The sequence below is a fragment of the Micromonospora sp. WMMD987 genome, from assembly GCF_029581435.1.
GTDB classification, from domain to species: Bacteria; Actinomycetota; Actinomycetes; order Mycobacteriales; family Micromonosporaceae; genus Micromonospora; species Micromonospora rifamycinica.
This window is the reverse complement of record NZ_CP120861.1, coordinates 4,157,908-4,180,676: the sequence shown is the minus strand read 5'-3', so window position 1 is coordinate 4,180,676 and position 22,769 is coordinate 4,157,908. Positions and strand designations below refer to the sequence as shown.

The 22,769-nt window shown below is 73.3% G+C and carries 23 protein-coding genes; 13 read left to right on the top strand and 10 right to left on the bottom strand.

The features are described from left to right. Positions 1–261: a hypothetical protein gene (locus O7612_RS17645; protein WP_067305468.1), complete on the bottom strand. Its 261-nt coding sequence runs from the start codon at positions 259–261 to the stop codon at positions 1–3. A 232-nt stretch (positions 262–493) separates the two neighbouring features. Beyond that, the gene (locus O7612_RS17640; protein WP_067305471.1) at positions 494–871 is read right to left on the bottom strand and encodes a hypothetical protein; all 378 of its coding nucleotides are present in this window, start codon (positions 869–871) and stop codon (positions 494–496) included. Between the two features lie 122 nt (positions 872–993). On the opposite strand from O7612_RS17640, the gene O7612_RS17635 reads away from it, so the two are divergent. The 3 genes from O7612_RS17635 to O7612_RS17625 are packed head-to-tail and all read left to right on the top strand — an operon-like array spanning position 994 to position 4,074. Beyond that, a complete protein-coding gene (locus O7612_RS17635; RefSeq protein ID WP_282265667.1) occupies positions 994–3,546 on the top strand; it encodes an ATP-dependent Clp protease ATP-binding subunit in 2,553 nt (850 codons plus the stop codon). Positions 3,547–3,559: 13 nt separating this feature from the next. Continuing rightward, positions 3,560–3,724: a hypothetical protein gene (locus O7612_RS17630; protein WP_282265665.1), complete on the top strand. Its 165-nt coding sequence runs from the start codon at positions 3,560–3,562 to the stop codon at positions 3,722–3,724. Further along, entirely contained in the window at positions 3,724–4,074 is a 351-nt protein-coding gene (locus tag O7612_RS17625) for a DUF3140 domain-containing protein (protein ID WP_282265664.1), read from the top strand. The genes O7612_RS17630 and O7612_RS17625 overlap by 1 nt, the downstream gene beginning before the upstream one ends. A gap of 233 nt (positions 4,075–4,307) precedes the next feature. Here the strand turns inward: O7612_RS17625 and O7612_RS17620 are convergent, their stop codons facing one another. From O7612_RS17620 to O7612_RS17610, 3 genes are all read right to left on the bottom strand, one after another. Continuing rightward, positions 4,308–4,544 (bottom strand): hypothetical protein, encoded by a 237-nt coding sequence (locus tag O7612_RS17620; RefSeq protein ID WP_282265663.1) that lies wholly within the window; start codon positions 4,542–4,544, stop codon positions 4,308–4,310. A 19-nt stretch (positions 4,545–4,563) separates the two neighbouring features. Beyond that, positions 4,564–5,562 (bottom strand): LysR family transcriptional regulator, encoded by a 999-nt coding sequence (locus O7612_RS17615; RefSeq protein ID WP_282265662.1) that lies wholly within the window; start codon positions 5,560–5,562, stop codon positions 4,564–4,566. Positions 5,563–5,647: 85 nt separating this feature from the next. After that, entirely contained in the window at positions 5,648–6,268 is a 621-nt protein-coding gene (locus O7612_RS17610; RefSeq protein WP_282265661.1) for a hemerythrin domain-containing protein, read from the bottom strand. Positions 6,269–6,494: 226 nt separating this feature from the next. Here O7612_RS17610 and O7612_RS17605 point away from each other — a divergent pair, with 226 nt between their 5' ends. After that, complete coding sequence (locus O7612_RS17605; RefSeq protein ID WP_282265660.1) at positions 6,495–7,823, top strand: M20/M25/M40 family metallo-hydrolase; 1,329 nt, start codon at positions 6,495–6,497, stop codon at positions 7,821–7,823. A gap of 44 nt (positions 7,824–7,867) precedes the next feature. Further along, positions 7,868–8,527, top strand: coding sequence for a hypothetical protein (locus O7612_RS17600; protein WP_282265659.1), 660 nt, complete (start codon positions 7,868–7,870; stop codon positions 8,525–8,527). 108 nt (positions 8,528–8,635) lie between these two features. On the opposite strand, the gene O7612_RS17595 is transcribed toward O7612_RS17600, so the two are convergent. Together O7612_RS17595 and O7612_RS17590 are read right to left on the bottom strand one after the other, a co-directional pair. Then, positions 8,636–8,827, bottom strand: coding sequence for a DUF5703 family protein (locus O7612_RS17595; RefSeq protein WP_067305588.1), 192 nt, complete (start codon positions 8,825–8,827; stop codon positions 8,636–8,638). Positions 8,828–8,929: 102 nt separating this feature from the next. Then, positions 8,930–9,901: an aldo/keto reductase gene (locus tag O7612_RS17590; protein WP_282265658.1), complete on the bottom strand. Its 972-nt coding sequence runs from the start codon at positions 9,899–9,901 to the stop codon at positions 8,930–8,932. 254 nt (positions 9,902–10,155) lie between these two features. Between O7612_RS17590 and O7612_RS17585 the strand changes: the two genes are divergently transcribed. The 6 genes from O7612_RS17585 (at position 10,156) to mshC (ending at position 15,622) form a co-directional block, all read left to right on the top strand. Then, positions 10,156–11,208, top strand: coding sequence for an LLM class F420-dependent oxidoreductase (locus tag O7612_RS17585; RefSeq protein ID WP_282265657.1), 1,053 nt, complete (start codon positions 10,156–10,158; stop codon positions 11,206–11,208). After that, positions 11,205–12,041 carry an undecaprenyl-diphosphate phosphatase gene (locus tag O7612_RS17580; protein ID WP_282265656.1) on the top strand — a complete coding sequence of 279 codons (837 nt, stop codon included), beginning with the start codon at positions 11,205–11,207 and terminating at the stop codon, positions 12,039–12,041. The genes O7612_RS17585 and O7612_RS17580 overlap by 4 nt, the downstream gene beginning before the upstream one ends. Before the next feature lie 79 nt (positions 12,042–12,120). After that, positions 12,121–12,825, top strand: a complete 705-nt coding sequence (locus O7612_RS17575; protein ID WP_282265654.1) for a histidine phosphatase family protein — start codon at positions 12,121–12,123, stop codon at positions 12,823–12,825. Between the two features lie 102 nt (positions 12,826–12,927). After that, entirely contained in the window at positions 12,928–13,503 is a 576-nt protein-coding gene (locus O7612_RS17570) for a DUF3090 domain-containing protein (protein ID WP_282265652.1), read from the top strand. A gap of 11 nt (positions 13,504–13,514) precedes the next feature. Beyond that, complete coding sequence (locus tag O7612_RS17565; RefSeq protein ID WP_282265651.1) at positions 13,515–14,315, top strand: SCO1664 family protein; 801 nt, start codon at positions 13,515–13,517, stop codon at positions 14,313–14,315. Positions 14,316–14,383: 68 nt separating this feature from the next. Further along, complete coding sequence (mshC, locus tag O7612_RS17560) at positions 14,384–15,622, top strand: cysteine--1-D-myo-inosityl 2-amino-2-deoxy-alpha-D-glucopyranoside ligase (RefSeq protein WP_282265650.1); 1,239 nt, start codon at positions 14,384–14,386, stop codon at positions 15,620–15,622. A 64-nt stretch (positions 15,623–15,686) separates the two neighbouring features. Here the strand turns inward: mshC and O7612_RS17555 are convergent, their stop codons facing one another. Further along, positions 15,687–16,133 carry an Lrp/AsnC family transcriptional regulator gene (locus tag O7612_RS17555; protein ID WP_282265649.1) on the bottom strand — a complete coding sequence of 149 codons (447 nt, stop codon included), beginning with the start codon at positions 16,131–16,133 and terminating at the stop codon, positions 15,687–15,689. Positions 16,134–16,201: 68 nt separating this feature from the next. Between O7612_RS17555 and O7612_RS17550 the strand changes: the two genes are divergently transcribed. After that, the gene (locus O7612_RS17550) at positions 16,202–16,972 is read left to right on the top strand and encodes a LysE family transporter (protein ID WP_282265648.1); all 771 of its coding nucleotides are present in this window, start codon (positions 16,202–16,204) and stop codon (positions 16,970–16,972) included. Positions 16,973–17,045: 73 nt separating this feature from the next. Here the strand turns inward: O7612_RS17550 and O7612_RS17545 are convergent, their stop codons facing one another. Both O7612_RS17545 and O7612_RS17540 read right to left on the bottom strand, forming a co-directional pair. Next, positions 17,046–17,837, bottom strand: a complete 792-nt coding sequence (locus tag O7612_RS17545; RefSeq protein ID WP_282265647.1) for a GntR family transcriptional regulator — start codon at positions 17,835–17,837, stop codon at positions 17,046–17,048. 280 nt (positions 17,838–18,117) lie between these two features. Beyond that, positions 18,118–18,987: a PAC2 family protein gene (locus O7612_RS17540; protein ID WP_282265646.1), complete on the bottom strand. Its 870-nt coding sequence runs from the start codon at positions 18,985–18,987 to the stop codon at positions 18,118–18,120. 251 nt (positions 18,988–19,238) lie between these two features. Between O7612_RS17540 and metH the strand changes: the two genes are divergently transcribed. Then, positions 19,239–22,754, top strand: a complete 3,516-nt coding sequence (gene metH, locus O7612_RS17535; protein WP_282265645.1) for a methionine synthase — start codon at positions 19,239–19,241, stop codon at positions 22,752–22,754. Positions 22,755–22,769: the final 15 nt, after the last annotated feature.

Below are 22,769 nucleotides of genomic sequence, written 5' to 3'. Positions count from 1 at the left end.
CTACAGCGACGACACGTAGAGCTGCGCCTGTTCCACCGCGACGAGCGTCGCGGCGAGACATTCCTCCAGCTCCTGGCCGGCCTGGGTGAGCGACGCCTGGGCCGCCTCGACGGTCTCGTGCCCGCTGCCCTCCAACGCCCCGGCGAGGGTCTGCTGTGCTTCGGAGAGTTTCTCCCCGGCGGCCTGGACGGCTGTCTGCCCGTCACCGATCTGTTGAAGGGCGATGTCGATCGCGGCCTTCAGTTCGGCGACGCTCGCCACGGTGACCTCCTGGGGGCGGGGAGATCTCCATTACAACGTATACCCGACGGGGAGAGAACATCCGCCCTGTCGGTGTCGCTGCCCGGGTGCCCGGTCACCGTCCTGACGTGCGTGAAGTCCCCGGGCTCGTCCCGTGAAAAAGACATCTGATCCCGTCAACGGGACTGCATGTCCGTCCGACCGGGCCGGTGCGGAACCCCGGTGTACCCGGTGCGGGATCGCCCGGCCGGGCTCAGCCGGGCAGCCAGCGGGGGCCGTACACCTCGGCGCCCAGCGCGCCCACCCGCCCGCGCAGCTCCCGGTCGGCCGTGACCACCAGCCGTCGCCGGTCCGGCGCGTCGCGCACCAGGTCGACGATCGTGTCGTCGCCCGAGCCCGGCGCCGCGACGGTGCGTACCCCGGCGACCCCCGGCACGTCCCGGGCCGCGCCCTCGACCACCAGCACCACCTCGACGGGCGCGGGCAACTCCGGGGGCACGCCCACGTCGGCCACCGGGACCAACCGGTCACGCAGTCGGGCCGCCGCACCGGCCCGGTCGTGCCACCAGCCGTCCGGCCGGGAGCCGACCACGTTCGCACCGTCGACGATCAGCAACGGGTGGGATTCCATCCGTCCAGCCTGCCATCTCGGGGCGTTTGTCGGGACGACCGACGGGTAGCCACCGGCGATCGTGTCGCGCCCGGGTGTCGCCGCCGGCGACCCTGCCGCGGCCCAAGGAGCGGAGGACAGCCATGCTAGGACCCGGGGACTTCGGCTCCGACCCGTGGGACGAGTTCCTGGCCCGGTACTTCGGCCGGGGCGAGGGCGGACGCCGCCCGGCGCACCGGGTCGACATCACCCGCCTGATGACCGCCGACGCCCGGGAGATGCTGGCCGACGCCGCCCGACGGGCCGCCCAGAAACACAGCACCGACCTGGACACCGACCACCTGCTCTGGGCGGCGTTGCAGCGCGACCCCCTGCGGGACCTGGTACGCCGCGCCGGTGCCGACCCGGACGCCCTGGTCAACGCGCTCGGCGGACGCGGCGACGGTGCTCCGCGCGGCGAGGTGCCGCCGAACCTGTCGCTCACCCCGGCGGCCAAGCGGGCACTGCTCGACGCGCACCAGCTCTCCCGGGCGATGGGCGCGAACTACATCGGACCCGAACACATCCTGATGGCCCTGCCGCTCAACCCCGAGTCCCCGGCCGGTCGGATGCTCGCCGCCGGCCGGATCCAGCCCGAGTCGCTCCAGGCGGCCGGGGCCGAACGCGGACCGATGACCGGTCCGAAACCCGACCGGGGCACCCCCACCCTCGACCAGTACGGCCAGGACCTCACCGACCTGGCCCGCAACGACCAGATCGACCCGGTGATCGGTCGCGCCGACGAGATCGAGCAGGCGGTCGAGATCCTGTCCCGGCGGACCAAGAACAACCCGGTGCTCATCGGGGAGGCCGGCGTCGGCAAGACCGCCATCGTGGAGGGCCTGGCCGAACGGATCTGTGACGGCGACGTGCCGCAGACCCTGCTCGGCAAGCGGGTCGTCCAGCTCGACCTGGCCGGTCTGGTGGCCGGCACCCGCTACCGGGGCGACTTCGAGGAACGGCTCAAGAAGGTGATCGACGAGATCCGGGCGCACCGGGACGAGCTGATCATCTTCCTGGACGAGATCCACACGCTGGTCGGCGCGGGCGGCGCCGGCAGCGAGGGCGGGATGGACGCGTCGAACATGCTCAAACCGGCGCTGGCCCGGGGCGAGCTGCGGGTGATCGGGGCGACCACGCTGGACGAGTACCGGCGCAGTATCGAGAAGGACGCCGCGCTGGCCCGCCGGTTCCAGCCGGTGCTGGTGCCCGAGCCCGATGTCGAGGACACGGTGGCCATCCTGCGCGGCCTGCGGGACCGGTACGAGGCCCACCACCAGGTCCGGTTCACCGACGAGGCGCTGGTGGCCGCCGCCGAGCTCTCCGACCGGTACGTCACCGACCGGTTCCTGCCGGACAAGGCGATCGACCTGATCGACCAGGCCGGCGCCCGGGTGCGGCTGCGCACCCGGACCCCCGCCTCGGACGTCCGGGAACTGGAACAGCAACTGGAGGACGTCCGCCGGGACAAGGAGCAGGCGGTCGCCGACGAGCAGTACGAGAAGGCGTCCGCCCTGCGGGACCGGCTCGCCGAGCTGGAGGCGCAGATCGGGCGGGCCCGGGGCGACGGCGGGGACAATCAGGTCCCGTCGGTCGGCACGAAGGAGATCGCCGAGGTGGTCTCCCGGTCCACCGGCATCCCGATCAGCCAGCTCACCGAGGAGGAACGGGACCGGCTGCTGCGGCTGGAGGGACACCTGCACCAGAAGGTGATCGGCCAGGACGACGCGGTCGAGGCCATCGCCGAGGCGGTCCGCCGCTCGCGCGCCGGGCTGGCCGACCCGAACCGGCCGATGGGCAGCTTCCTCTTCCTCGGCCCCACCGGCGTCGGCAAGACCGAACTCGCCCGTGCCCTGGCCGAGGCGCTCTTCGGCGAGGCCGACCGGATGGTCCGGGTGGACATGAGCGAGTTCCAGGAACGGCACACGGTGGCCCGGCTGGTCGGTGCGCCCCCCGGCTACGTCGGCTACGAGGAGGCCGGCCAGCTCACCGAGGCGGTCCGCCGCCGCCCGTACGCCGTGGTGCTGCTCGACGAGATCGAGAAGGCCCACCCGGACGTGTTCAACATCCTGCTCCAGGTGCTCGACGACGGCCGGCTCACCGACAGCCAGGGCCGTACGGTCAACTTCAAGAACACCGTGCTGATCATGACGAGCAACCTGGGGTCGGAGCTGATCACCGGCGCCCAGCGGACCGTCGGGTTCGGCGTCGGCGCGCAGGGCGACCAGCAGGAGGCCGACGAGTTGCGGGAACGACTGATGCGTCGGCTCCAGGAGAACTTCCGCCCGGAGTTCCTCAACCGGATCGACGAGACGATCATCTTCCAGCGGCTGGAGGCCGAACAGCTACGGCAGATCACCGGGCTGCTGCTGGAGGAGACCCGCCGCCGGCTGCACGCCCAGGACATCCAGGTCGAGGTCACGTCGACCGGCACGGACTGGCTGGCCGAGCACGGCTACCAGCCGGAGTTCGGGGCACGCCCGCTGCGCCGGGTGATCCAGCGCGAGGTGGACAACCGGCTCTCCCGGATGCTGCTGGAGAACCGGCTCTCACCGGGGCAGAAGGTCACCGTCGACGCGCGGGACGGGCAGCTCACCTTCGACGTCTCGGCCGGCGACCGCGAGCACGCTCCCGCCACCACCTCGCATCCCCGATGAGAGGAGGGCGGAGATGACCGAACCCGAGGAGACCGAGGAGAACGCCGGACGGACCGCACCCATCCCGGCAGCCCCGACGGCGAACCCGGCCCGGGTCCAGGTGCCGCCGGAGGGCCCGAAGCAGTGGACCGACCACGGGAACCCGGCACCGCCCGGGCCACCGGAAGAGGAGGCGTGATGGCACGCGAACAGCGGCTCGACCCCGAGGTCGAGGTGCTCTGGGAGGACTTCCACGCCGAGGTGAACGTCCCCTCCGAGCAACTGCGGCAGTGGCTACTGACCAGGGGGTCGGGGGAGGACGCGTTCGGCCCCGACCCGGATCTCGACCTGCCCGAGCCCGGCCGGCAGATCCTGGCGGTACTGCGTAAGCGCAAGGTCGACCTCACCCCGGCCGACGTCGAGGTGATGCGGGCGGCGATCGACCGGATCCGGTCCTTGGTGGACGAGAAGCCCGGTGGCGGCAACGCCGACGACGAGTGGCGGCACGCCCTGCTCGACCTGGGCCACGACGTCCTCATCGAACGCTGACCCGCCCGGGCCGCCGGCCGTCCCCGCCCGGGCCGCCGGCCGTCCCCGCCCGGGCCGCCGGCCGTCCCCGCCCGGGCCGCCGGCCGTCCCGGCCCGCCCGGGTCATCCGGGCCTGCCCGGGGCATCCCGGACCGCCGGGCGGTCCCGGGCGGGCGGGGAGGCCGGGCCGGCGGTCCGCCGGTGGGACGGCGGGGCACCCGGGAGTCGTCCCGGGTGCCCGGTACCCCGGTCGGCTACTCGGATTCCAGGCTGGGCAGTTGCAGGCCGGCGGTGTCGGCGGCGTCCTGCCGGTCGGCGCGGGTCTGCTCCTCCCGGCTGAGCAGCGTCGCGTACTCGGTGATGTCGGCCGGGTCGGGCACCTCGGGCAGCCGGCGCAGGAACGCCTCGACGTCCCGGGCGGCGGCGGTGTGCGCGCTGGCCGCCCGACGCAGCAGCTCCCGCTGGTCGGCGGCCGGATGGAGATCGGTCATGCAGGGCTGATACCCGTCGTCACGCCGTTCGCACCCTCCCGGTCGCGCGGGCCGGACCGCTGTCCCGGGCGCCGAACTCGGGATGCCGCAGCAGCCAGGCCAGGTAGTCGGGGTGCGCGGCCAGCGAGTCGGTGTACGCGGCCACCGCGTCCTCCAGCACCGCCTCGGCGACCCGGGCCGCCGGGGACTCCGGGTGCCAGCCGAGCAGCAGCCGCCACCGCAGCGGGGTGCCGGCCAGCCGTCGCGTCACCAGACCGGCGACCGGGCGGAAGGTGGCCTGGCACAGGGCCACCGCCTCACCGGCATCGACCAGGTCCATGCAGCCGCGGACGTCGGTCTCGTACACCTTGCGGGGGGTGAAACCGGCGCGGGCGCACGCGGCGGCGAAGCAGTCGCCGAAGCAGCCGTCACCCGGCGCGGCCACCCACTGCTCGTGCCGCAGCTCGCCCAGGCCGACCTCGTCGCGGTCGGCCATCGGGTGGGCGGCCGGTAGCAGCACCAGCACCGGGTCGACCGCCACCTCCCGCCAGGCCAGGCCGAACTCCGCCGGCGGGCTGGCGTCGCCGCAGATGCCGGTCAGCGCGAAGTCGAGTCGGCCGCCGGCGACCAGGGCGGCCAGTTCGTCGGCCGACCAGGAGGCGTAGGTGGTGATCTGCGCGTGCGGCTGCTCGGCGGCGAGCCGGTGCACCAGTCGACCCAGGATCGGGCTGTTCACCCCGCCGAAGCGGTACCGGCCGAGGGCGTCGTCCGCGCCGGCCAGCCGGGCCGCCTCGTCCTGGAGGCCCTTCATCGCCGGCAGCAGCACCCGGGCACGGGACAGCACCAACTCACCCAGGGCGGTGGGGCGGGCACCCCGGCGGTCCCGTTCGAACAGCGGGCCGCCCAGCGTCCGCTCGATGCGCTGGAGCTGGGCGGTCAGGGCCGGCTGGGCCAGGCCGAGGGTGGACGCGGCTTTCGTCACGCTGCCCGTCTCGGCGATCGCGCAGACCACCCGTAGGTGGCGCAGCTCCAGGTTCATAGGGTGACGGTATGGCCACACGTCGATAGACGGAAGGGTCTGGACCGAACCGGGCCGCCATACCTGACGGATAGGGGTCGACCGATCACCGCCCGGAACGGCGGGTGAGGTCGGACAACTGGGTACGGCGGCCGGTCACCGCGTCCCGCAGCTTGTCCACCACCCCTACGGCCGGCTCGACGATCCGGTTCCACGGCGGGGTGGCCGGGGTGCCCGGGTGCGGTCGGGTCGGGGCCGCCTCCTCGGCGATCGCCCACCGGTTGCCCAGCCGGATCAACTCCGCGTCGGTGGCCACCTCGCGCAGCGGGGTGATCAGCTCGGCGACCGCCTGCACGTGCCGCCGGATCCGGGCCGCCACGTCGGCCAGCGTCGGGTCGTCCGGGCCGCCGAGGGCCTTCAGCGCGGTGAGCAGCGCCACGTCCGCCGCGACCTCCCGGTCCACCCGGGCGGCGGCGGTGGGCAGCGCGGCGCGGGCGGCGGGCAGCAGGTACTGCTCCTCGGCCGACAGGTGCCGCGACACCATGGCGGTGAGCACCTGGAGCACCTCCCGCCGCCGCTGCACCGCCAGGCCCTCGTCGGTGACCTGGTCGACCAGGTCGAGCAGCTGACGGTGCTCGGCGTCGGCGAGGTCGGCCATGCTGCGTCCGCCGGGACGGTAGGCGTCGTCGGCGGCCGGTGGCAGCGGGGGCAGGGGAACGGCGGACATGACGCCCTCCTCGACGGGGCCGGCTCGGGTCGCCGGCCGGTGCGACGGGCGGAACGGGGACGCCAGCGCCGGTACCCGTACCCGACGGTCGGCAAACCCCGGGACGTCCGTGCCGGCGGCCCGGACCGGAGCCGGCCGGCACCGGCAGCCGGCCCGGGTCGGGACCGCGCGGCCCGGGTCGGGTCGGGTCGTTCGCGGCGCGGCCGGTGACTGGTAGAAAGAGGCGATGACGAGCGACGCCGCTTCCGCCCCGCCCGACCCCACCGCCGAGGTCGTCGACCTCTGCCGTGACCTGCTGCGCATCGACACCACCAACACCGGTGACAACGCCACCAGCGCCGGCGAGCGCCGGGCCGCGGAGTACGTCGCGGAGAAGCTCGCCGAGGTGGGTGTGGACGCCGAGATCCACGAGTCCGCGCCGGGCCGGGCCAACCTGGTCGCCCGCATCCCCGGCGTGGACCCGGGCCGGGACGCGCTGCTGGTGCACGGCCACCTGGACGTGGTGCCGGCCGACGCCGACGAGTGGTCGGTGCACCCGTTCTCCGGGGAGGTCCGCGACGGCTACCTGTGGGGCCGGGGCGCGATCGACATGAAGGACTTCGACGCGATGGTGCTGGCGGTGGTGCGGCACTGGCAGCGCACCGGCGTCCGCCCGCCCCGCGACATCGTGCTGGCGTACACCGCCGACGAGGAGGCGGGCAGCGACTACGGCGCCCACTTCCTCGTCCAGCGCCACCGGGATCTCTTCGACGGCTGCACCGAGGCGGTCGGCGAGGTCGGCGGCTTCTCGTACTCGATCAGCGACGCCCAACGGCTCTACCTGATCGAGACCGCCGAGAAGGGCCTGGACTGGCTGCGGCTGCACGCCCGGGGCCGTCCCGGGCACGGGTCGTTCATCCACGACGACAACGCGGTCACCGCGCTGGCCGAGGCGGTGGCCCGGATCGGCCGGCACCGCTTCCCGGTCACCGTCACCCCCACCGTACGGGCGTTCCTGACCGAGGTGTCCGACGTGCTCGGTGTCGAGCTGGACCCGGACGACCCGGAGACCGCGATCGCCAAGCTCGGCCCGATCGCCAACATCATCGGCGCGACCGTCCGCAGCACCGCCAACCCGACCCGGCTGGCCGCCGGTTACAAGGACAACGTCATCCCCGGGCGGGCCACCGCCACCATCGACTGCCGTAGCCTGCCCGGCCAGTCGGAGCTGCTGGAGCGGCAGCTGCGCGAGCTGGTCGGCCCGGACATCGAGATCGAGTACATCCAGCGCCAGCCCGCCCTGGAGACCACCTTCGACGGCGACCTGGTCGAGGCGATGTCGACGGCGCTGCGGGCCGAGGACCCGGGAGCCCGGCCGGTGCCGTACATGCTCTCCGGTGGCACCGACGCCAAGGCGTTCGCCCAGCTCGGCATGCGCTGCTTCGGTTTCGCCCCGCTGCGGTTGCCGGCGGACCTCAACTTCTCGGCGTTGTTCCACGGCATCGACGAGCGGGTTCCGGTGGACGGACTACAGTTCGGCGTGCGGGTGCTCGACCGGTTCCTCCGCAACTGCTGACCGGTGCCGGTGCCGCACCCCCCATTCCTCGAAGGGACTGCCTCATGACCGACCAGCACGGTGAGCTGGACGTCGCCCTGGAGCGCGTGATCGACGCGGCCCGTGCCCACCTGACGGCCGTGCGGGCCGCCCAGGGGCGGATCGACGACGACGACGTCTGGCAGGCGTACGTGGCCTTGAACAACGCCTCCTTCGCCTACGACGAGCAGCTGCTCGACGCGTTCGGCGAGGTCACGCCCTGGGACGTCGAGTCGATCGACCCGGACGAGGCGGACGAGCGGTTCGGCTCCGGCGAGGGCGAGCCGGCCACCGACCCGCACCCGCAGGTCATCTCGGTGCGGCAGCGCCGTGACTACCGGGTGCCCAGCGTCTCGGCGCTGCTGCGGGTCGCCGAGGTGGCCCGCCGGGAGGGCACCCCCGAGGGGGACGAGCCGGCGCCGGTCGAGGGGGTGGGCGAGGCGGTGCTGGAGCTGTTGCAGAGCGGTGACGGCTCGCTCGGCGCCCTGGACGTGCCGGAGCTGGAGCCGCTGGACGGCGTGGTCATGGTCAGCGAGGTGGGCACCCCGGTCGACCTGGAGTCGTTCAGCGACGACGATCCGGTGGGCCCGTTCACCCCCGCCGCCGACGACCGGCTGGTGGGCCGGCTCGACGAGCACCCGTTCCTCGACGAGGACGACCACGACCACGCCGGGCACCAGCACTAGCCGGTGGCGGCCGGCCCGGGGGCGGCCCCGGGCCGGCCGTTCCCGGGCCGCCGCCTCCGGGTGCCGGCTGGCCTCCCGGTGCCGGGCTGCCTCTGGGTGCCGGGCGGGTCAGTAGGACAGGCCGGGTTGGGGTTGGGCGACCCGACGGCGACGCAGCACCACCTTGCGGGTGCCGTCCCGGAAGAGCTGCACCCGGGCCAGCTCCCAGCCGGAGAACTCCGCCTGGATCGCCAGTTGCGCCGCGGCGGTCAACCGGTCGACGTTGGGCGGCAACCGCAGCGGCGCGTATTCGTAGTCCATGACACCCATGCTGCCCAGCCCGGCGGCCCGGCGCCACCCCCTACCCGGTGCGCCGCGCCACCACCGGGGGCGGCCGCGCCCGCCGCGGAGTCCGTGGCGGGCTCAGCCCTCGCGTTCCGGGTAGCCGACCGGCACCGCGGACACGTCGCCCAGTGCCGTGGTGATCTCCTCCGGCAGGGTCATCCGTTCCACCTGCAACGCGCCGAGCAGTTGGCCGACCGTCCGGGCGCCGAGGATCGGCGCGGTCACCCCCGGCCGGTCCCGGATCCAGGCCAGCGCCACCTCCAGCGGGGACACCCCCAGTCCACCGGCGGCGATGCTCACCGCCTCCACGATGCTGGAGCAGCGCGGCTCCAGGTAGGTGGCGACGAACGGCTCGAAGTGCGCCGAGGCGGCCCGCGAGTCCGCGGGGCGACCGTTGCGGTACTTGCCGGTCAGTACCCCCCGCCCCAGCGGCGACCAGGGCAGCACACCCAGGCCGAGCGCGGCGCAGGCCGGCAGCACCTCCCGTTCCACCCCCCGCTCCAGCAGCGAGTACTCGACCTGGGTGGCGACCACCGGGGACCGGCCCGGCCAGGCGGCCTGCCAGGCGGCGGCGCGGGCGGTCTGCCAGCCGGAGAAGTTCGACACCCCGACGTACCGGACCCGGCCGGAGGCGACCGCGTGGTCCAGTGCGGCGAGGGTCTCCTCCAGCGGGGTGTCCGGGTCGTAGCCGTGTACCTGCCACAGGTCGACGTGGTCGGTGCCGAGCCGGCGCAGGGAGGCGTCCAGGGTACGCAGCAGGTGCCCCCGGGAGCCGTCGCGCCGCCGGCCACTGCCCGGACGCAGGCCCGCCTTGGTGGCGATCAGCACGTCCTCGCGGGGGACCAGGGTGCCCAGCAGCGACCCGAGCACCGACTCGGCGTCCCCGTCGGCGAACACGTCGGCGGTGTCGACCAGGTTGCCGCCCGCGTCGAGGAAGCTCTTCAGCTGGGCCGCCGCGTCGTCGGCGTCGGTGTCCCGGCCCCAGGTCATGGTGCCGAGCGCGAGCCGGGAAACCGCCAGCCCGCTTCGGCCGAGCGGTCGCTGTTGCATGGGTGAACCTTATTTCGAACCCGGCGCAACCGATATCCTCGCTCCCGGCATCTCTGCCTGTCGGGTCGCCGATCCGACCGTCACCACCGCCCCGGGTCGCTCGTTGGGCACTCCACGCGCCGGCCCGGTCGCTCGTCGTCCACCCCGCCGCGGTCCGTTCCGGTAGCCCGACGGCCGGGGCGAGCCGGTGGGCGGCGGGGGCCGGGCCATTGCGTAACCTGATGCGACCTGTGGGTGCGGGATGGGGAGGATCAGTGCGACTCGGGCTCAACCTCGGATATCAGACAGCGTGGAGTACGCCGGCAGGCTACCTGGCGCTCGCCCAGGAGGCGGACCGCCTCGGCTACTCGGTGGTGTGGGCGGCGGAGGCGTACGGCTCCGACTCGCCGAGCATGCTGGCCTGGATGGCGGGCCAGACCGAGCGGATCGACCTGGGCAGCGCGGTGATGCAGATCCCCGCCCGGACCCCGGCGATGACCGCGATGACGGCGGCGACCATCGACGCGCTCTCCGGTGGCCGGTTCCGGCTGGGCCTGGGGGTCTCCGGCCCGCAGGTCTCCGAGGGCTGGCACGGCGTCCGGTTCGCCAAGCCGCTGGCCCGCACCCGCGAGTACGTCGACATCGTCAAGCTGGCGGTGGCCCGCAAGGAGGTCAGCTACGACGGCGCGCACTACACGCTGCCGTTGCCCGACGGCCCCGGCAAGGCGTTGCGGCTGGGCTTCCACCCGCCGCGCGCCCACATCCCGGTCTACCTGGCCGCGGTCGGCCCGAAGAACCTGGAGTTGGCCGGCGAGATCGCCGACGGCTGGCTGGCGGTCTTCTACGCCCCGGAGTTCGCCGAGGAACAGCTCGCCTCGGTACGGGCGGGCCGGGCCCGGGCGGGCAAGGAACTGGCCGGTTTCGACGTGGTGCCGTCGGTGCCGGTGGTGGTCGGCGACGACGTGGCCGCCTGCGCCGAACTGGTCCGCTGGTACGCCGCGCTCTACGTCGGCGGGATGGGCAGCCGGCAGCAGAACTTCTACAACCAGCTCGCCACCCGGATGGGTTACGGCGACGCGGCCCGCCGGGTGCAGGACCTCTACCTGGCCAAGCAGCAGCGCGACGCGGCGGCGGCGGTGCCGATGGAGTTCATCGACCGCACCTCGCTGCTCGGCCCGAAGGAACGCATCGCCGACCGGATGCGGGAGTACGCGGCGGCCGGGGTGACCACCCTGTCGGTCACCCTGTTCGTGGCCGACCGCGAGAGCGGCGTGCAGACCCTGCGGACCGTCGCCGAGGCCCTCGACCTCTCGGGAGTCGGCGAGTGACCTGGGTCGAGGCCATCGTCCTGGGCATCGTCCAGGGGCTCACCGAGTTCCTTCCGGTGAGTTCGTCGGGGCATCTGCGGATCACCTCGGCGATCTTCTTCGACCGGGACGCGGGCGCGTCCTTCACCGCGGTCACCCAGCTGGGCACCGAGGCGGCCGTGCTCATCTACTTCGCCAAGGACATCTGGCGGATCACCCGGACCTGGCTGGTCGGGATCAGGGACTCCTCGGTCCGGTCCAGCCTCGACTACCGGATGGGCTGGTACGTGATCGTCGGCTCGATCCCGATCGGGCTGTTCGGATTCCTGTTCAAGGACCAGATCCGCACCGCCGGGCGCAACCTGTGGGTGGTCTCCACCACCCTGATCGTCTTCGCCTTCGTGCTGGCCTTCGCCGAGTACTGGGGCCGGCAGACCCGTACCCTGGCGAACTTCCGGATGCGCGACGGCATCGTGATGGGCTTCGCCCAGGCGATGGCGCTGGTCCCCGGGGTGTCCCGCTCCGGCGGCACGCTCACCGCGGGCCTGCTGCTCAACCTCACCCGGGAGGCCGCCGCCCGGTACTCGTTCCTGCTGGCCATCCCGGCGGTGGTGATGTCGGGCATCTTCAGCGTCGGGGACGTCTTCGAGCCGGCCGCACCGGGCACCTCGGTGCCGTCGGTGGCGCAGATGGTGGTCGCCACCATCATCGCCTTCGGCGTCGGCTACGCGGCCATCGCCTGGCTGCTGCGGTACGTGGCGCACCACACCCTGTACGTCTTCGTGCTCTACCGGGTGGCGCTCGGCACCCTGGTGCTGGCACTGCTGCTCACCGGCACGATCAGCGCCACCTGATCCGACCCGGCCGACGGCCCCCGACACCGCCGCCGGTGTCGGGGGCCGTCGCCGTCCGGACTGCGCCTAGGGTGGGGACGTGGCGACCCTTCTGCTTCTGCGACACGGCCGGACGACCGCGAACGCCGACGGTGGCCTGGCCGGCCGCCAGCCGGTCGAGCTGGACGAGACGGGCCGCACCCAGGCGGTCGCGGTCGGCGGGCGGCTGCGGCCGGTGCCGCTCGCGGCGGTGGTGACCAGTCCGTTGATCCGCTGCCGGCAGACCCTCGAGCTGGCGTTGCCGCAGGCCGAGCCGGTGGTCGAGGACGGGCTGGTCGAGTGCGGCTACGGCGCCTGGGAGGGACAGCCGCTGAAGAAGTTGGCCAAGGAGCCGCTCTGGCCGGTGGTGCAGCAGCATCCCAGTGCGGCGGTCTTCCCCGACGGCGAGTCGATGGCGCAGATGTCGGCCCGCGCGGTCGCCGCCGTCCGCGCCTGGGACGCCCGGATCACCGCGGAGCACGGGCCGGAGGCGGTCTGGCTGGCGTGCAGCCACGGCGATGTGATCAAGGCCATCGTGGCCGACGCCCTCGGGATGCACCTGGACCTGTTCCAACGCCTCGTCGCCGACCCGGCCTCGGTCACCGCGATCCGTTACACCCCGCTGCGGCCGTTCCTGGTCCGGCTCAACGACACCGGCGGTGACCTGGCCGGTCTGGTGCCACCGCGGCCCAAGCGGCGGCGTCGGGCCGCCCGGGGTGCCGACTCCGACGCGGCCGTCGGCGGGGGCGCGGGGAGCGCCGGCTGAACCGTCCGGCCGCCGCCGTGCCGGGCCGTGCCGTTTCGCCCTCGGCTGATTCGACGTCGGTGGCTTGCGCGACGGTTCCACGCTCCGGATAGGGTCGTGGGTATGACCCACCAGGTGCACGCCTTCGAGCCGCCGGAGCGGTTCGTCGCCGGGACGGTCGGGGCGCCCGGGGAGCGCACGTTCTTCCTCCAGGCCCGTGGCGGTGGCCGCCTGGTCAGCGTCGCCCTGGAGAAGGTCCAGGTGTCCCTGCTCGCCGAGAAGCTGGAGGAACTGCTCTCCGAGGCGCAGCGCCGGTTCGGTGTCGAGCTGCCGGAGGCGCCGGCCGCCGTCGGCGACAACGACCCGCTGGACAACCCGGTCGACGAGGAGTTCCGGGTCGGTACCCTCGGGCTGGCGTTCGACGTGGACTCGGCCACCGTGGTGATCGAGGCGATCGCCGCCGGCGAGGCGGAGGCCGAGGTCGAGTTGGGCGACGACGAGGACGACGAGGACGACGACGAGGAACCCGACGAGGATCTCGACCGGCTGCGGGTGCGGTTGACGCCCGAGGCGACCCGCGAGTTCATCGAGCGGGCCCGCCGGGTGGTCAACGCCGGTCGTCCGCCCTGCCCGCTCTGCGGCCAGCCGCTCGACCCGGCCGGTCACCTCTGCCCGCGGCACAACGGCTACCACCGGTGACCTCGTCGGAGATGCAGCGCGAGGATGCCAGCGCCGCGCTCCGGCTGCTGTGCGACGGTGAACTGGAGCTTGAGGGTCGGCTGGTCGACGCCTCCAACACCACCCTGCGGGCGACCCTGACCCTGGGCGACCGGACGGCCCGCTGCGTCTACAAGCCGGTGCGCGGTGAGCGTCCGCTCTGGGACTTCCCCGACGGCACCCTCGCCGGCCGGGAGGTCTCCGCCTACCTCGTCTCCCGGGCCACCGGCTGGGACCTGGTACCGCCGACGGTGTTGCGGGACGGTCCGCTCGGTCCGGGGTCGTGTCAGCTCTGGATCGACGAGCCCGACGACGTCGAACCGCTGGTCGGTTTCGTGCCGGCCGAGGCGGTGCCGCCGCGCTGGTTCCCGGTGGCCGCGGCCCGGGACGAGGACGGGTCGGCGTACGCCCTGGCGCACGCGGACGATCCCCGGCTGGCCCGGCTGGCGGTGCTGGACGCGGTGCTCAACAACGCCGACCGCAAGGGCGGTCACGTGCTGGCCGGCGCGGACGACCGGATCTACGGGGTGGACCACGGGGTCTGCTTCCACGTGGAGGAGAAGCTCCGGACCGTGTTGTGGGGCTGGGCCGGGAAGCAGCTCCCGCCGGACGCGGTGCAGGTGCTCGACGCCCTCGCCGGGCAGCTCGCCGGGGAGCTGGGCGACGAACTGGCCGAGCACCTGACCCTCGGCGAGGTCGCCGAGGTGGGTGCCCGGGTACGGCGGCTGCGGGACGCAGGCCGCTATCCGCTGCCGCCGCAGGAGTGGCCGGCGATGCCCTGGCCGCCCATCTGAGTCGTTGTCGCGTTGATCACCCGGGCGGTTGCTCCGGGGTGGCCGGAGCGCTCGTTAGGCTGACGGTCATGGACTCTTGGGTGGGGCACGAGGTGCCACGGCTGCCGGGTGACGGCGGGCCACTGAGCTTGTACGACTCGGCCCGGCGCGGTGTCCACCCGAGCCGTCCCGCCGGCCCGGCGACCATGTACGTGTGCGGCATCACCCCGTACGACGCCACCCATCTGGGGCACGCCGCCACCATGATCACCTTTGACCTGGTGCAGCGGATGTGGCGCGACGCCGGGCTGACCGTCCGGTACGTGCAGAACGTCACCGACATCGACGATCCGCTGCTGGAGCGGGCCGAGCGCGACGGCGAGGACTGGAAGGTCCTGGCGATGCGGGAGACGGCCCTGTTCCGCGAGGACATGGAGGCGCTGCGGATCATCCCGCCCGCGCACTACGTCGGCGCGGTGGAGTCGATCCCGGAGATCGCCGACCGGGTCCAGGAACTCCTCAAGGACGGTGCCGCGTACCGGCTCGACGACGGCAGCGGCGACGTCTACTTCGACGTCGCCGCCGCCCCGGCGTTCGGCTACGAGTCCAACCTGAGCCGGGAGCAGATGCTGGAGATCTTCCCGGAGCGCGGCGGCGACCCGGACCGGGCCGGCAAACGCGATCCGCTCGACCCGTTGCTGTGGCGCGGCGCCCGCGACGGCGAGCCGTCCTGGCCGGGCGGCGAGCTGGGCGCGGGCCGGCCGGGCTGGCACATCGAGTGCACGGTGATCGCGCTGAACCTGCTCGGCGACCGGCTCGACGTGCAGGGCGGCGGCAACGACCTGATCTTCCCGCACCACGAGTGTTCCGCCGCGCACGCCGAACGGCTCACCGGCGAGGCGCCCTTCGCCGACCACTACGTGCACGCCGGCATGATCGGCCTGGATGGCGAGAAGATGTCCAAGTCCAAGGGCAACCTGGTCTTCGTCTCCCGGCTGCGCGCCGACCGGGTCGACCCGATGGCCGTCCGGCTCGGGCTGATCTCCGGTCACTACCGGGACGACCGGGCCTGGACCGATGAGGTGCTGGACGCCGCGCACCGGCGGCTGGACCGGTGGCGGCGGGCCGCCATCGCGCCGTCCGGGCCGTCCGGCGCGGCCTTCCTGACCGGCGTACGCGAGCGCCTCGGTGACGATCTGGACACCCCGGGTGCCCTGGCGCTGGCCGACGGGTGGGCGGCGGCGGCGCTCGCCGGCACCGGCGACGACCCGCAAGCCCCCGCGCTCTTCGCCACCACCGTCGACGCGCTGCTCGGCATCCGTCTCTGACAGCGAGGTTGTGGGAGCGGATCACCAGGCTGGTCCCGCCCGGCCGCTGACGGTGGGGGTGCGCTCACCGACCGCCGCGTCGTGACGTTGGCTGGCGCAGCGCGACCCGGGTCTGGGTCTGCACCACGCCGCAGCTCTTCTTGAGCCGACGCAGCAGCGCGTCCAGGGCCGCGGTGTCCCGCAGCCGGGCCCGCAGCAGGTAGTCGTAGGGGCCGGTCATGTGCACCGCGTCGATGATCTGCGGGATCGGGGCGATGGCGGCGACGAACGTCTCGTAGTCGGTGTCGGCGTCGAGGAGCACGTCGACGAACACCTCCAGGCCACCGTGGGGTGCCTGGGCGTCGTGGCCGGTGACGACGGTGTAGCCGAGGATGACGCCGTCGTCCTCCAACCGGCGGACCCGGGCGGCGGTGGCGTTGGTGCCGAGGCCGATCCGTCGGCCGATCTCACTGAACGAGCACCGCGCATTGTCCTGCAGAATGCCGAGAATCTGCTCGTCCAGATCGTCCACACCGGGAATCGTACGGTGCCGCCGGATAATTGTCGGCGGCTCGCGCGCGTTTCGCCCAGACTCGGGGGATGGCTGATGACGTCGTGGTGCTCGCGGTCGCCGGCTTCGCCGCCGGGCTGGGGGTGGCGATGCCGCTGGGGGCGATCGGGGTGCTGGTCGTCCGGGAGGGGATGCTGCGCGGCCACCGCAGCGGGCTGGCCGCCGCATCCGGCGTGGCCACCGTCGACACCCTGTACTGCCTCGGCGCGCTCCTGACCGGGGCCGCGCTCGCGCCGGTGATCGCCTCGTGGGGGGACACCCCCCGTTACCTGTCCGGGGTGGTGATCGTCGTGTTGGGCTGCTACCAGCTGATCGCTCTGCGTCGGGCGCAGACCGGGGCGCGTCCCGCCCCGGTCGGCCCCGTCGCCGCCGGTCCTCCGGCCGCCACCGTCCCCGGGGCCGGTCCGGTCGCCATAGACCTGGCCAGGGCCGGTGCCGCCGGCGGTCCGGTGCCGGTGGGGGTGGGTCCTACGGGTCCGGCCGGTGCCGGCGTGGCGACCGGACACCGGTCGGTCTACGCCCGGTTCGTGCTCCTGACCGCGATCAACCCGTTGACCCTGCTGTACTTCTTCGCGCTGGCCGGGATGGTGACCGCCTCGACGGGCACCTGGATCGGACCCGCCGTGTTCGTCGCCGCCGCCGGTCTGGCCTCGCTGCTGTGGCAGACCGTGCTCGCGATGATCGGCGCGGCCCTGGGCGCCACGGTCCCGCCCCGGGTGGGCGAGGCGCTCGGGGTGGTGGCCTCACTGGTCGTCGTCGCGCTCGGGGTGGCCGTGCTGGTGGCCACCGCGCGCACCTGAGGCGTTCCCGGGGCGACCCGGCCGGGGCGGCCCGCCCACTGTCGCCCGCCGGTGTGCGGCGGTGGTATCCCGGTCAGCCGAGGACCAGGCCGGGGTCCGGATCCGGGTCCGGCGCGGGGGCGGGGACCTGGTACTCCTCGGTCAGGGTGGTCATCGGGCCGGGCCAGGTGGCCTGGGCGACCTCGATCGGTCTGCGGTGGGCGTCGTAGGCGACGTGCAGCAGGTGCAGCACCGGGGTGTCCGGGCGGATCTGGAGGGTCTCCGCCTCCTCCCGGCTGGGCTGGCGGGCGCTGATGGTGTCGGCGGCGGTGGCGTACCGGCGGCCGGTCGCCTCCTCGGCCTCCTGGTAGAGCGGCCGGCCGAACGCCTCGGCCCGCTCCAGCGAGGTGCCGGCGGTGTCCTTCGGCAGGAACCAGGAGGCACCGACCTCCACCGGGGAGTCGTCGGTGCGGACCAGGTGTCGGCGGCAGAGCAGTTCGGTGCCGTCGGCGACGCCGAACGCGTCGGCCACCTCGGGCGGGGCGGGTGCCCGGCCGACCGAGACGAGCTGCTGACGGTAGCGGGCGGCGAGGTCGGCGTGGTAGCCCCGGAAGCCGCCGTAGCGGCCCCGGGAGAGCCGGTTGAGCCGTCGCCGGGTGCCCCGGACGTACGTACCGGAGCCCGGTTTGGTGATCAGGATGCCCTCGACCCGCAACTGGTCGACGGCGCGCTGCACGGTCTGCTTGGCGACCCCGAACATCTCGGCGATGGCCGGGATGGACGGCAACCGCTCGCCCGGCCCCCAGTCACCCCGGCGTACCTGGGCCTTGAGCTGCGCGGCGATCTGCCGGTGCGGGAACTCGGCGGCTCCCGGGTTGATCTGCACGCCCGCCTCCTCATGACAGCTAGGTTCCTAGGATGCCCTAGCGGGAGTGGCGGCGCCACCCCGGACACACGATCACCCCGGACAACTCGTGCGGACGTCAGGTCACGCCCCGGCGATCGGACCCGCGACCGCTGACGCTGCGGGGAGTGGCGGGGGCGGCGGAACACGCCCGGCGTCCCGGGCCGGACGGCACCCGGCCCGCCCCGGCGGCCGACCGACCGGGACGGGCCGGCTGATCAGGACGGGCCGGCTGATCAGGACGGGCTGGCGGTGGGCGTCGTCACCAGGAACCGGCGGTGGGGCCGGCGGAACCGCCCCGACGGCGCAGGTACTTCTCGAACTCCTGGGCGATCTCGTCCCCGGTCAGCGGGGTGATGCCCGCGTCACCGACCCGTTCCTCCAACTCGCGGACGTACTCGCCCAACTCGGCGTCCTGCTCGGCGGCGCTGCGGACCCGCTGCTCCCACTCGGCGGCCTCCTCGGCCAGGTCGGCCATCGGCACCGGCAGGTCGAGCACGTCCTCGACCCGGTGCAGCAGGGCCAGGGTGGCCTTCGGGCAGGGCGGGTTGTTGGCGTAGTGCGGCACGTGCACCCAGAACGAGACCGCGTCGACCTCGGCCCGGGTGCAGGCGTCCTGGAGCACGCCGACGATGCCGGTGGGACCGTCGTAACGGGTGGGGGTGAGCTGGTACCGCTGGGCGGCCTGGGCGTCGGAGGCGCTGCCGCTGATCGGCAACGGCCGGGTGTACGGCACGTCGGCCAGCAACGCGCCGAGCAGCACCACCCGCTCCACCTCCAGGCTGTGGCAGATCTCCAGCACCTGCTGGCAGAAGGTGCGCCAGCGCATGCTCGGCTCGATGCCCCGGATCAGCACCACGTCGCGCTCGGTGCCCTCGGGGCTGGCCACCATGAACCTGGTGGTGGGCCACTCCACCCGGCGTGTCTCGCCGTCGGACATCGTGATGGTCGGGCGGCTGACCTGGAAGTCGTAGAACTCCTCCGGGTCGATCTCGGTGATCTCCCGGGCCTGCCAGACCTGTTCGAGGTGTTCCACGGCGGCGGTGGAGGCGTCCGCGGCGTCGTTCCAGCCCTCGAAGGCGGCGATCGCCACCGGGGACCGCAGCACCGGCAGCCCGTCGAACTCGGTCACGCCGTCACCTCGCCCCGCTCGTCGCCGACGGTGCCGGGGGTCGGCCCGGTCACCCGCCCGCCGTGCACGGTGGCGTCCCTGATGTCCTTCACGTCCGCCAGCCTACGTCCCGGCGCGGCGGGTGGCCCGTCGGCCGCGCCGGTCCGCCGGGTCGCCGAGCCGGCACGAACCGGCCCGGTGAGCGGAGGGACACATAGTGGGACGGCGCCGGGGGTCAGCAATCGACCGGACTCTCGCACTAACCTGAACCTGTGCGGACTTCGTTGCGGGATGTGCTGGCCGACCGGATTCTCATCGCCGACGGCGCGATGGGGACAATGCTGCAGGCTGCCGACCTGAGCCTCGACGACTTCGAGGGGTTGGAGGGCTGCAACGAGATCCTCAACGTGACCAGGCCCGACGTGGTGCGCGGCGTGCACGAGGCATACCTGGCGGCCGGCGCGGACTGCGTCGAGACGAACACGTTCGGCGCGAACCTCGCCAACCTCGCCGAGTACGACATCCCGCAGCGCATCCGGGAGCTGTCCGAGGCCGGCGCGCGGATCGCCCGGGAGGCCGCCGACGCGTACGCCACGGCGGAGCGGCCCCGGTTCGTGCTCGGCTCGATCGGCCCCGGCACCAAGCTGCCCACCCTCGGCCACGCCCCGTACGCGACGCTGCGGGACGCCTACCAGGAGAACGCCGCCGGGCTGATCGCCGGCGGGTCGGACGCGCTGATCATCGAGACCTGCCAGGACCTGCTCCAGGTCAAGGCGGCCGTGGTCGGGTCGAAGCGGGCGATGGTCGAGCTGGGCCAGCAGGTGCCGATCATCTGTCACGTGGCGGTGGAGACCACCGGCACCATGCTGGTGGGCAGCGAGATCGGGGCGGCGCTGGCGGCCATCGAGCCGCTCGGCGTGGACCTGATCGGGCTGAACTGCTCGACCGGCCCGGCCGAGATGGGCGAGCACCTGCGGTACCTCTCCCAGCACTCCCGGATCCCGCTGTCGGTGATGCCGAATGCCGGCCTGCCGGTGCTGACCGCCGACGGGGCGTACTTCCCGCTGAGCCCGACGGAGCTGGCCGACGCCCTGGAACGGTTCGTCGGCGAGTACGGCGTGGGGCTGATCGGCGGCTGCTGCGGCACCACCCCGGAGCACATCCGGGCGTTGGCCGAGCGGCTGCACGACGCCACCCCGGCGACCCGGGAGCCCCGGCACGAGGCGGGCGTCTCGTCGATCTACCACCCGGTGCCGTTCGCCCAGGACGCGTCGGTGCTGATGGTGGGGGAGCGGACGAACGCCAACGGCTCCAAGGCGTTCCGTGAGTCGATGCTCGCCGCCGACTGGCAGGCCTGCGTGGAGGTGGCCCGCAGCCAGGCCCGCGACGGGTCGCACCTGCTCGACCTGTGCGTCGACTACGTCGGCCGGGACGGCACCCAGGACATGCGGGAGCTGGCCGGTCGGTTCGCCACCGCGTCCACCCTGCCGATCATGCTGGACTCCACCGAGCCGGCGGTGATCGAGGCCGGGTTGGAGATGCTCGGCGGGCGGTGCGTGGTCAACTCGGTCAACTTCGAGGACGGCGACGGCCCCGACTCCCGCTACGCGCGGGTGATGCCGGTGATCGCCGAGCACGGGGCGGCCGTGGTGGCGCTGCTCATCGACGAGGAGGGGCAGGCCCGTACCCGGGAGTGGAAGGTCCGGGTCGCGGCCCGGCTGATCGACGACCTGACCGGCCGGTGGGGGATGGACCGGTCGGACATCCTCATCGACGCGTTGACCTTCCCGATCGCCACCGGCCAGGAGGAGACCCGTCGGGACGGCATCGAGACGATCGAGGCGATCCGGGAGATCGCCGCCCGGTACCCGGGGGTCAACTTCACCCTGGGCATCTCGAACGTCTCGTTCGGCCTCAACCCGGCGGCCCGGCAGGTGCTCAACTCGGTGTTCCTGCACGAGTGCGTGCAGGCGGGGTTGACCTCGGCGATCGTGCACGCCAGCAAGATCCTGCCGATGTCCAAGATCCCCGAGGCGCAGCGCGAGGTCGCCCTCGACCTGATCTACGACCGGCGGCGCGAGGGTTACGACCCGGTGCAGCGGTTCATCGAGGCTTTCGAGGGCGTCGACGCCGCGTCGGCGCGGGCCACCCGGGCCGAGGAACTGGCCGGGCTGCCCCTGGACGAACGGCTCAAGCGGCGGATCATCGACGGCGAGCGCAACGGCCTGGAGGCCGACCTGGACGCCGCGATGGCGCAGGGCCGGTCCCCGCTGTCCATCATCAACGACATCCTGCTGGACGGCATGAAGGTCGTCGGTGAGCTGTTCGGCTCGGGGCAGATGCAGCTGCCGTTCGTGCTCCAGTCCGCCGAGGTGATGAAGACGGCGGTGGCCTACCTGGAGCCGCACATGGAGGCGGTCGAGGACGGCGGCAAGGGCCGGATCGTGCTGGCCACCGTGCGCGGCGACGTGCACGACATCGGCAAGAACCTGGTCGACATCATCCTGTCCAACAACGGCTACGAGGTCGTCAACATCGGCATCAAGCAGCCGATCAACGCGATCCTCGACGCCGCCGAGGAGCACCGGGCCGACGCGATCGGCATGTCCGGGCTGCTGGTCAAGAGCACCGTCATCATGAAGGAGAACCTCGCCGAGATGGCCTCGCGCGGGGTGGCCGAGCGCTGGCCGGTGCTGCTCGGCGGGGCGGCGCTGACCCGCGCGTACGTCGAGGACGACCTGCGGGCGATGTTCCCCGGCCAGGTGCACTACGCGCGGGACGCCTTCGAGGGGCTGGCCCTGATGGACCGGGTGATGACCGCCAAGCGTGGCGGCGCACCCGTGATCGACCCGGAGCGGGAGGCGGCCCTGGCGGCCCGGCGGGCCCGTCGGGAGAAGCAGCGCGCCATGGTCACCGAGGTGCTGCCGGAGCTGAACGACTCCTCGGTCCGTTCCGACGTGGCCACCGACGTGGCGGTGCCCACCCCGCCGTTCTTCGGCACCCGGGTGGTCAAGGGGGTGCCGCTGGCCGACTACGCGGCGCTGCTGGACGAGCGGGCCACCTTCCTCGGCCAGTGGGGGCTGCGCGGGTCGCGGGGCGGCCAGGGTCCGTCGTACGAGGAGCTGGTGGAGACCGAGGGACGGCCCCGGCTGCGGTACTGGCTGGACCGGCTGATCGCCGACCAGGTGCTGGAGGCGGCCGTGGTGTACGGCTACTTCCCGGCCTACTCCGAGGGCAACGACCTGGTGGTGCTGGACGAGAACGGCAACAGCGAGCGGGCCCGGTTCTCGTTCCCCCGGCAGCGGCAGGAGCGGCGGCTCTGCCTGGCCGACTTCTTCCGTCCGAAGGACGACGGGCTGGACGTGGTGGCGTTGCAGTTGGTCACCGTCGGGCAGCCGGTCAGCGAGTACACCGCCAAGATGTTCGCCGCCAACGAGTACCGCGACTATCTGGAGGTGCACGGGTTGTCCGTGCAGCTCACCGAGGCGCTCGCCGAGTACTGGCACCGGCGCGTCCGCTCCGAGCTGGCCCTGCCGGGCGGCGGCACGGTCGCCACCGGCGACCCGACCGACCTGGCCGGCCTGCTGCGCAACGACTACCGGGGCTGCCGGTACGCGTTCGGCTACCCGGCCTGCCCGGACCTGGAGGACCGGGCGAAGGTGGTGGACCTGCTCGGGGCGGAGCGGATCGGGGTGCAGTTGTCGGAGGAGTTCCAGTTGGTGCCGGAGCAGGCCACCGACGCGATCGTGGTGCACCACCCGGAGGCGAACTACTTCAACGCCAAGTGACGCCTGAACTGTGTG

Excerpts from the sequence above, each read along its gene's own strand:
- O7612_RS17570 (WP_282265652.1), top strand. The coding sequence starts at position 12,928 with ATGACCCACCAGGTGCACGCCTTCGAGCCGCCGGAGCGGTTCGTCGCC.
- O7612_RS17550 (WP_282265648.1), top strand. The coding sequence starts at position 16,202 with ATGGCTGATGACGTCGTGGTGCTCGCGGTCGCCGGCTTCGCCGCCGGG.
- O7612_RS17635 (WP_282265667.1), top strand. The coding sequence starts at position 994 with ATGCTAGGACCCGGGGACTTCGGCTCCGACCCGTGGGACGAGTTCCTG.
- mshC (WP_282265650.1), top strand. The coding sequence starts at position 14,384 with ATGGACTCTTGGGTGGGGCACGAGGTGCCACGGCTGCCGGGTGACGGC.
- O7612_RS17630 (WP_282265665.1), top strand. The coding sequence starts at position 3,560 with ATGACCGAACCCGAGGAGACCGAGGAGAACGCCGGACGGACCGCACCC.
- O7612_RS17595 (WP_067305588.1), bottom strand. The coding sequence starts at position 8,827 with ATGGACTACGAATACGCGCCGCTGCGGTTGCCGCCCAACGTCGACCGG.
- O7612_RS17600 (WP_282265659.1), top strand. The coding sequence starts at position 7,868 with ATGACCGACCAGCACGGTGAGCTGGACGTCGCCCTGGAGCGCGTGATC.
- O7612_RS17590 (WP_282265658.1), bottom strand. The coding sequence starts at position 9,901 with ATGCAACAGCGACCGCTCGGCCGAAGCGGGCTGGCGGTTTCCCGGCTC.
- O7612_RS17640 (WP_067305471.1), bottom strand. The coding sequence starts at position 871 with ATGGAATCCCACCCGTTGCTGATCGTCGACGGTGCGAACGTGGTCGGC.
- O7612_RS17610 (WP_282265661.1), bottom strand. The coding sequence starts at position 6,268 with ATGTCCGCCGTTCCCCTGCCCCCGCTGCCACCGGCCGCCGACGACGCC.
- O7612_RS17605 (WP_282265660.1), top strand. The coding sequence starts at position 6,495 with ATGACGAGCGACGCCGCTTCCGCCCCGCCCGACCCCACCGCCGAGGTC.
- O7612_RS17565 (WP_282265651.1), top strand. The coding sequence starts at position 13,515 with ATGCAGCGCGAGGATGCCAGCGCCGCGCTCCGGCTGCTGTGCGACGGT.
- O7612_RS17625 (WP_282265664.1), top strand. The coding sequence starts at position 3,724 with ATGGCACGCGAACAGCGGCTCGACCCCGAGGTCGAGGTGCTCTGGGAG.
- O7612_RS17620 (WP_282265663.1), bottom strand. The coding sequence starts at position 4,544 with ATGACCGATCTCCATCCGGCCGCCGACCAGCGGGAGCTGCTGCGTCGG.
- O7612_RS17615 (WP_282265662.1), bottom strand. The coding sequence starts at position 5,562 with ATGAACCTGGAGCTGCGCCACCTACGGGTGGTCTGCGCGATCGCCGAG.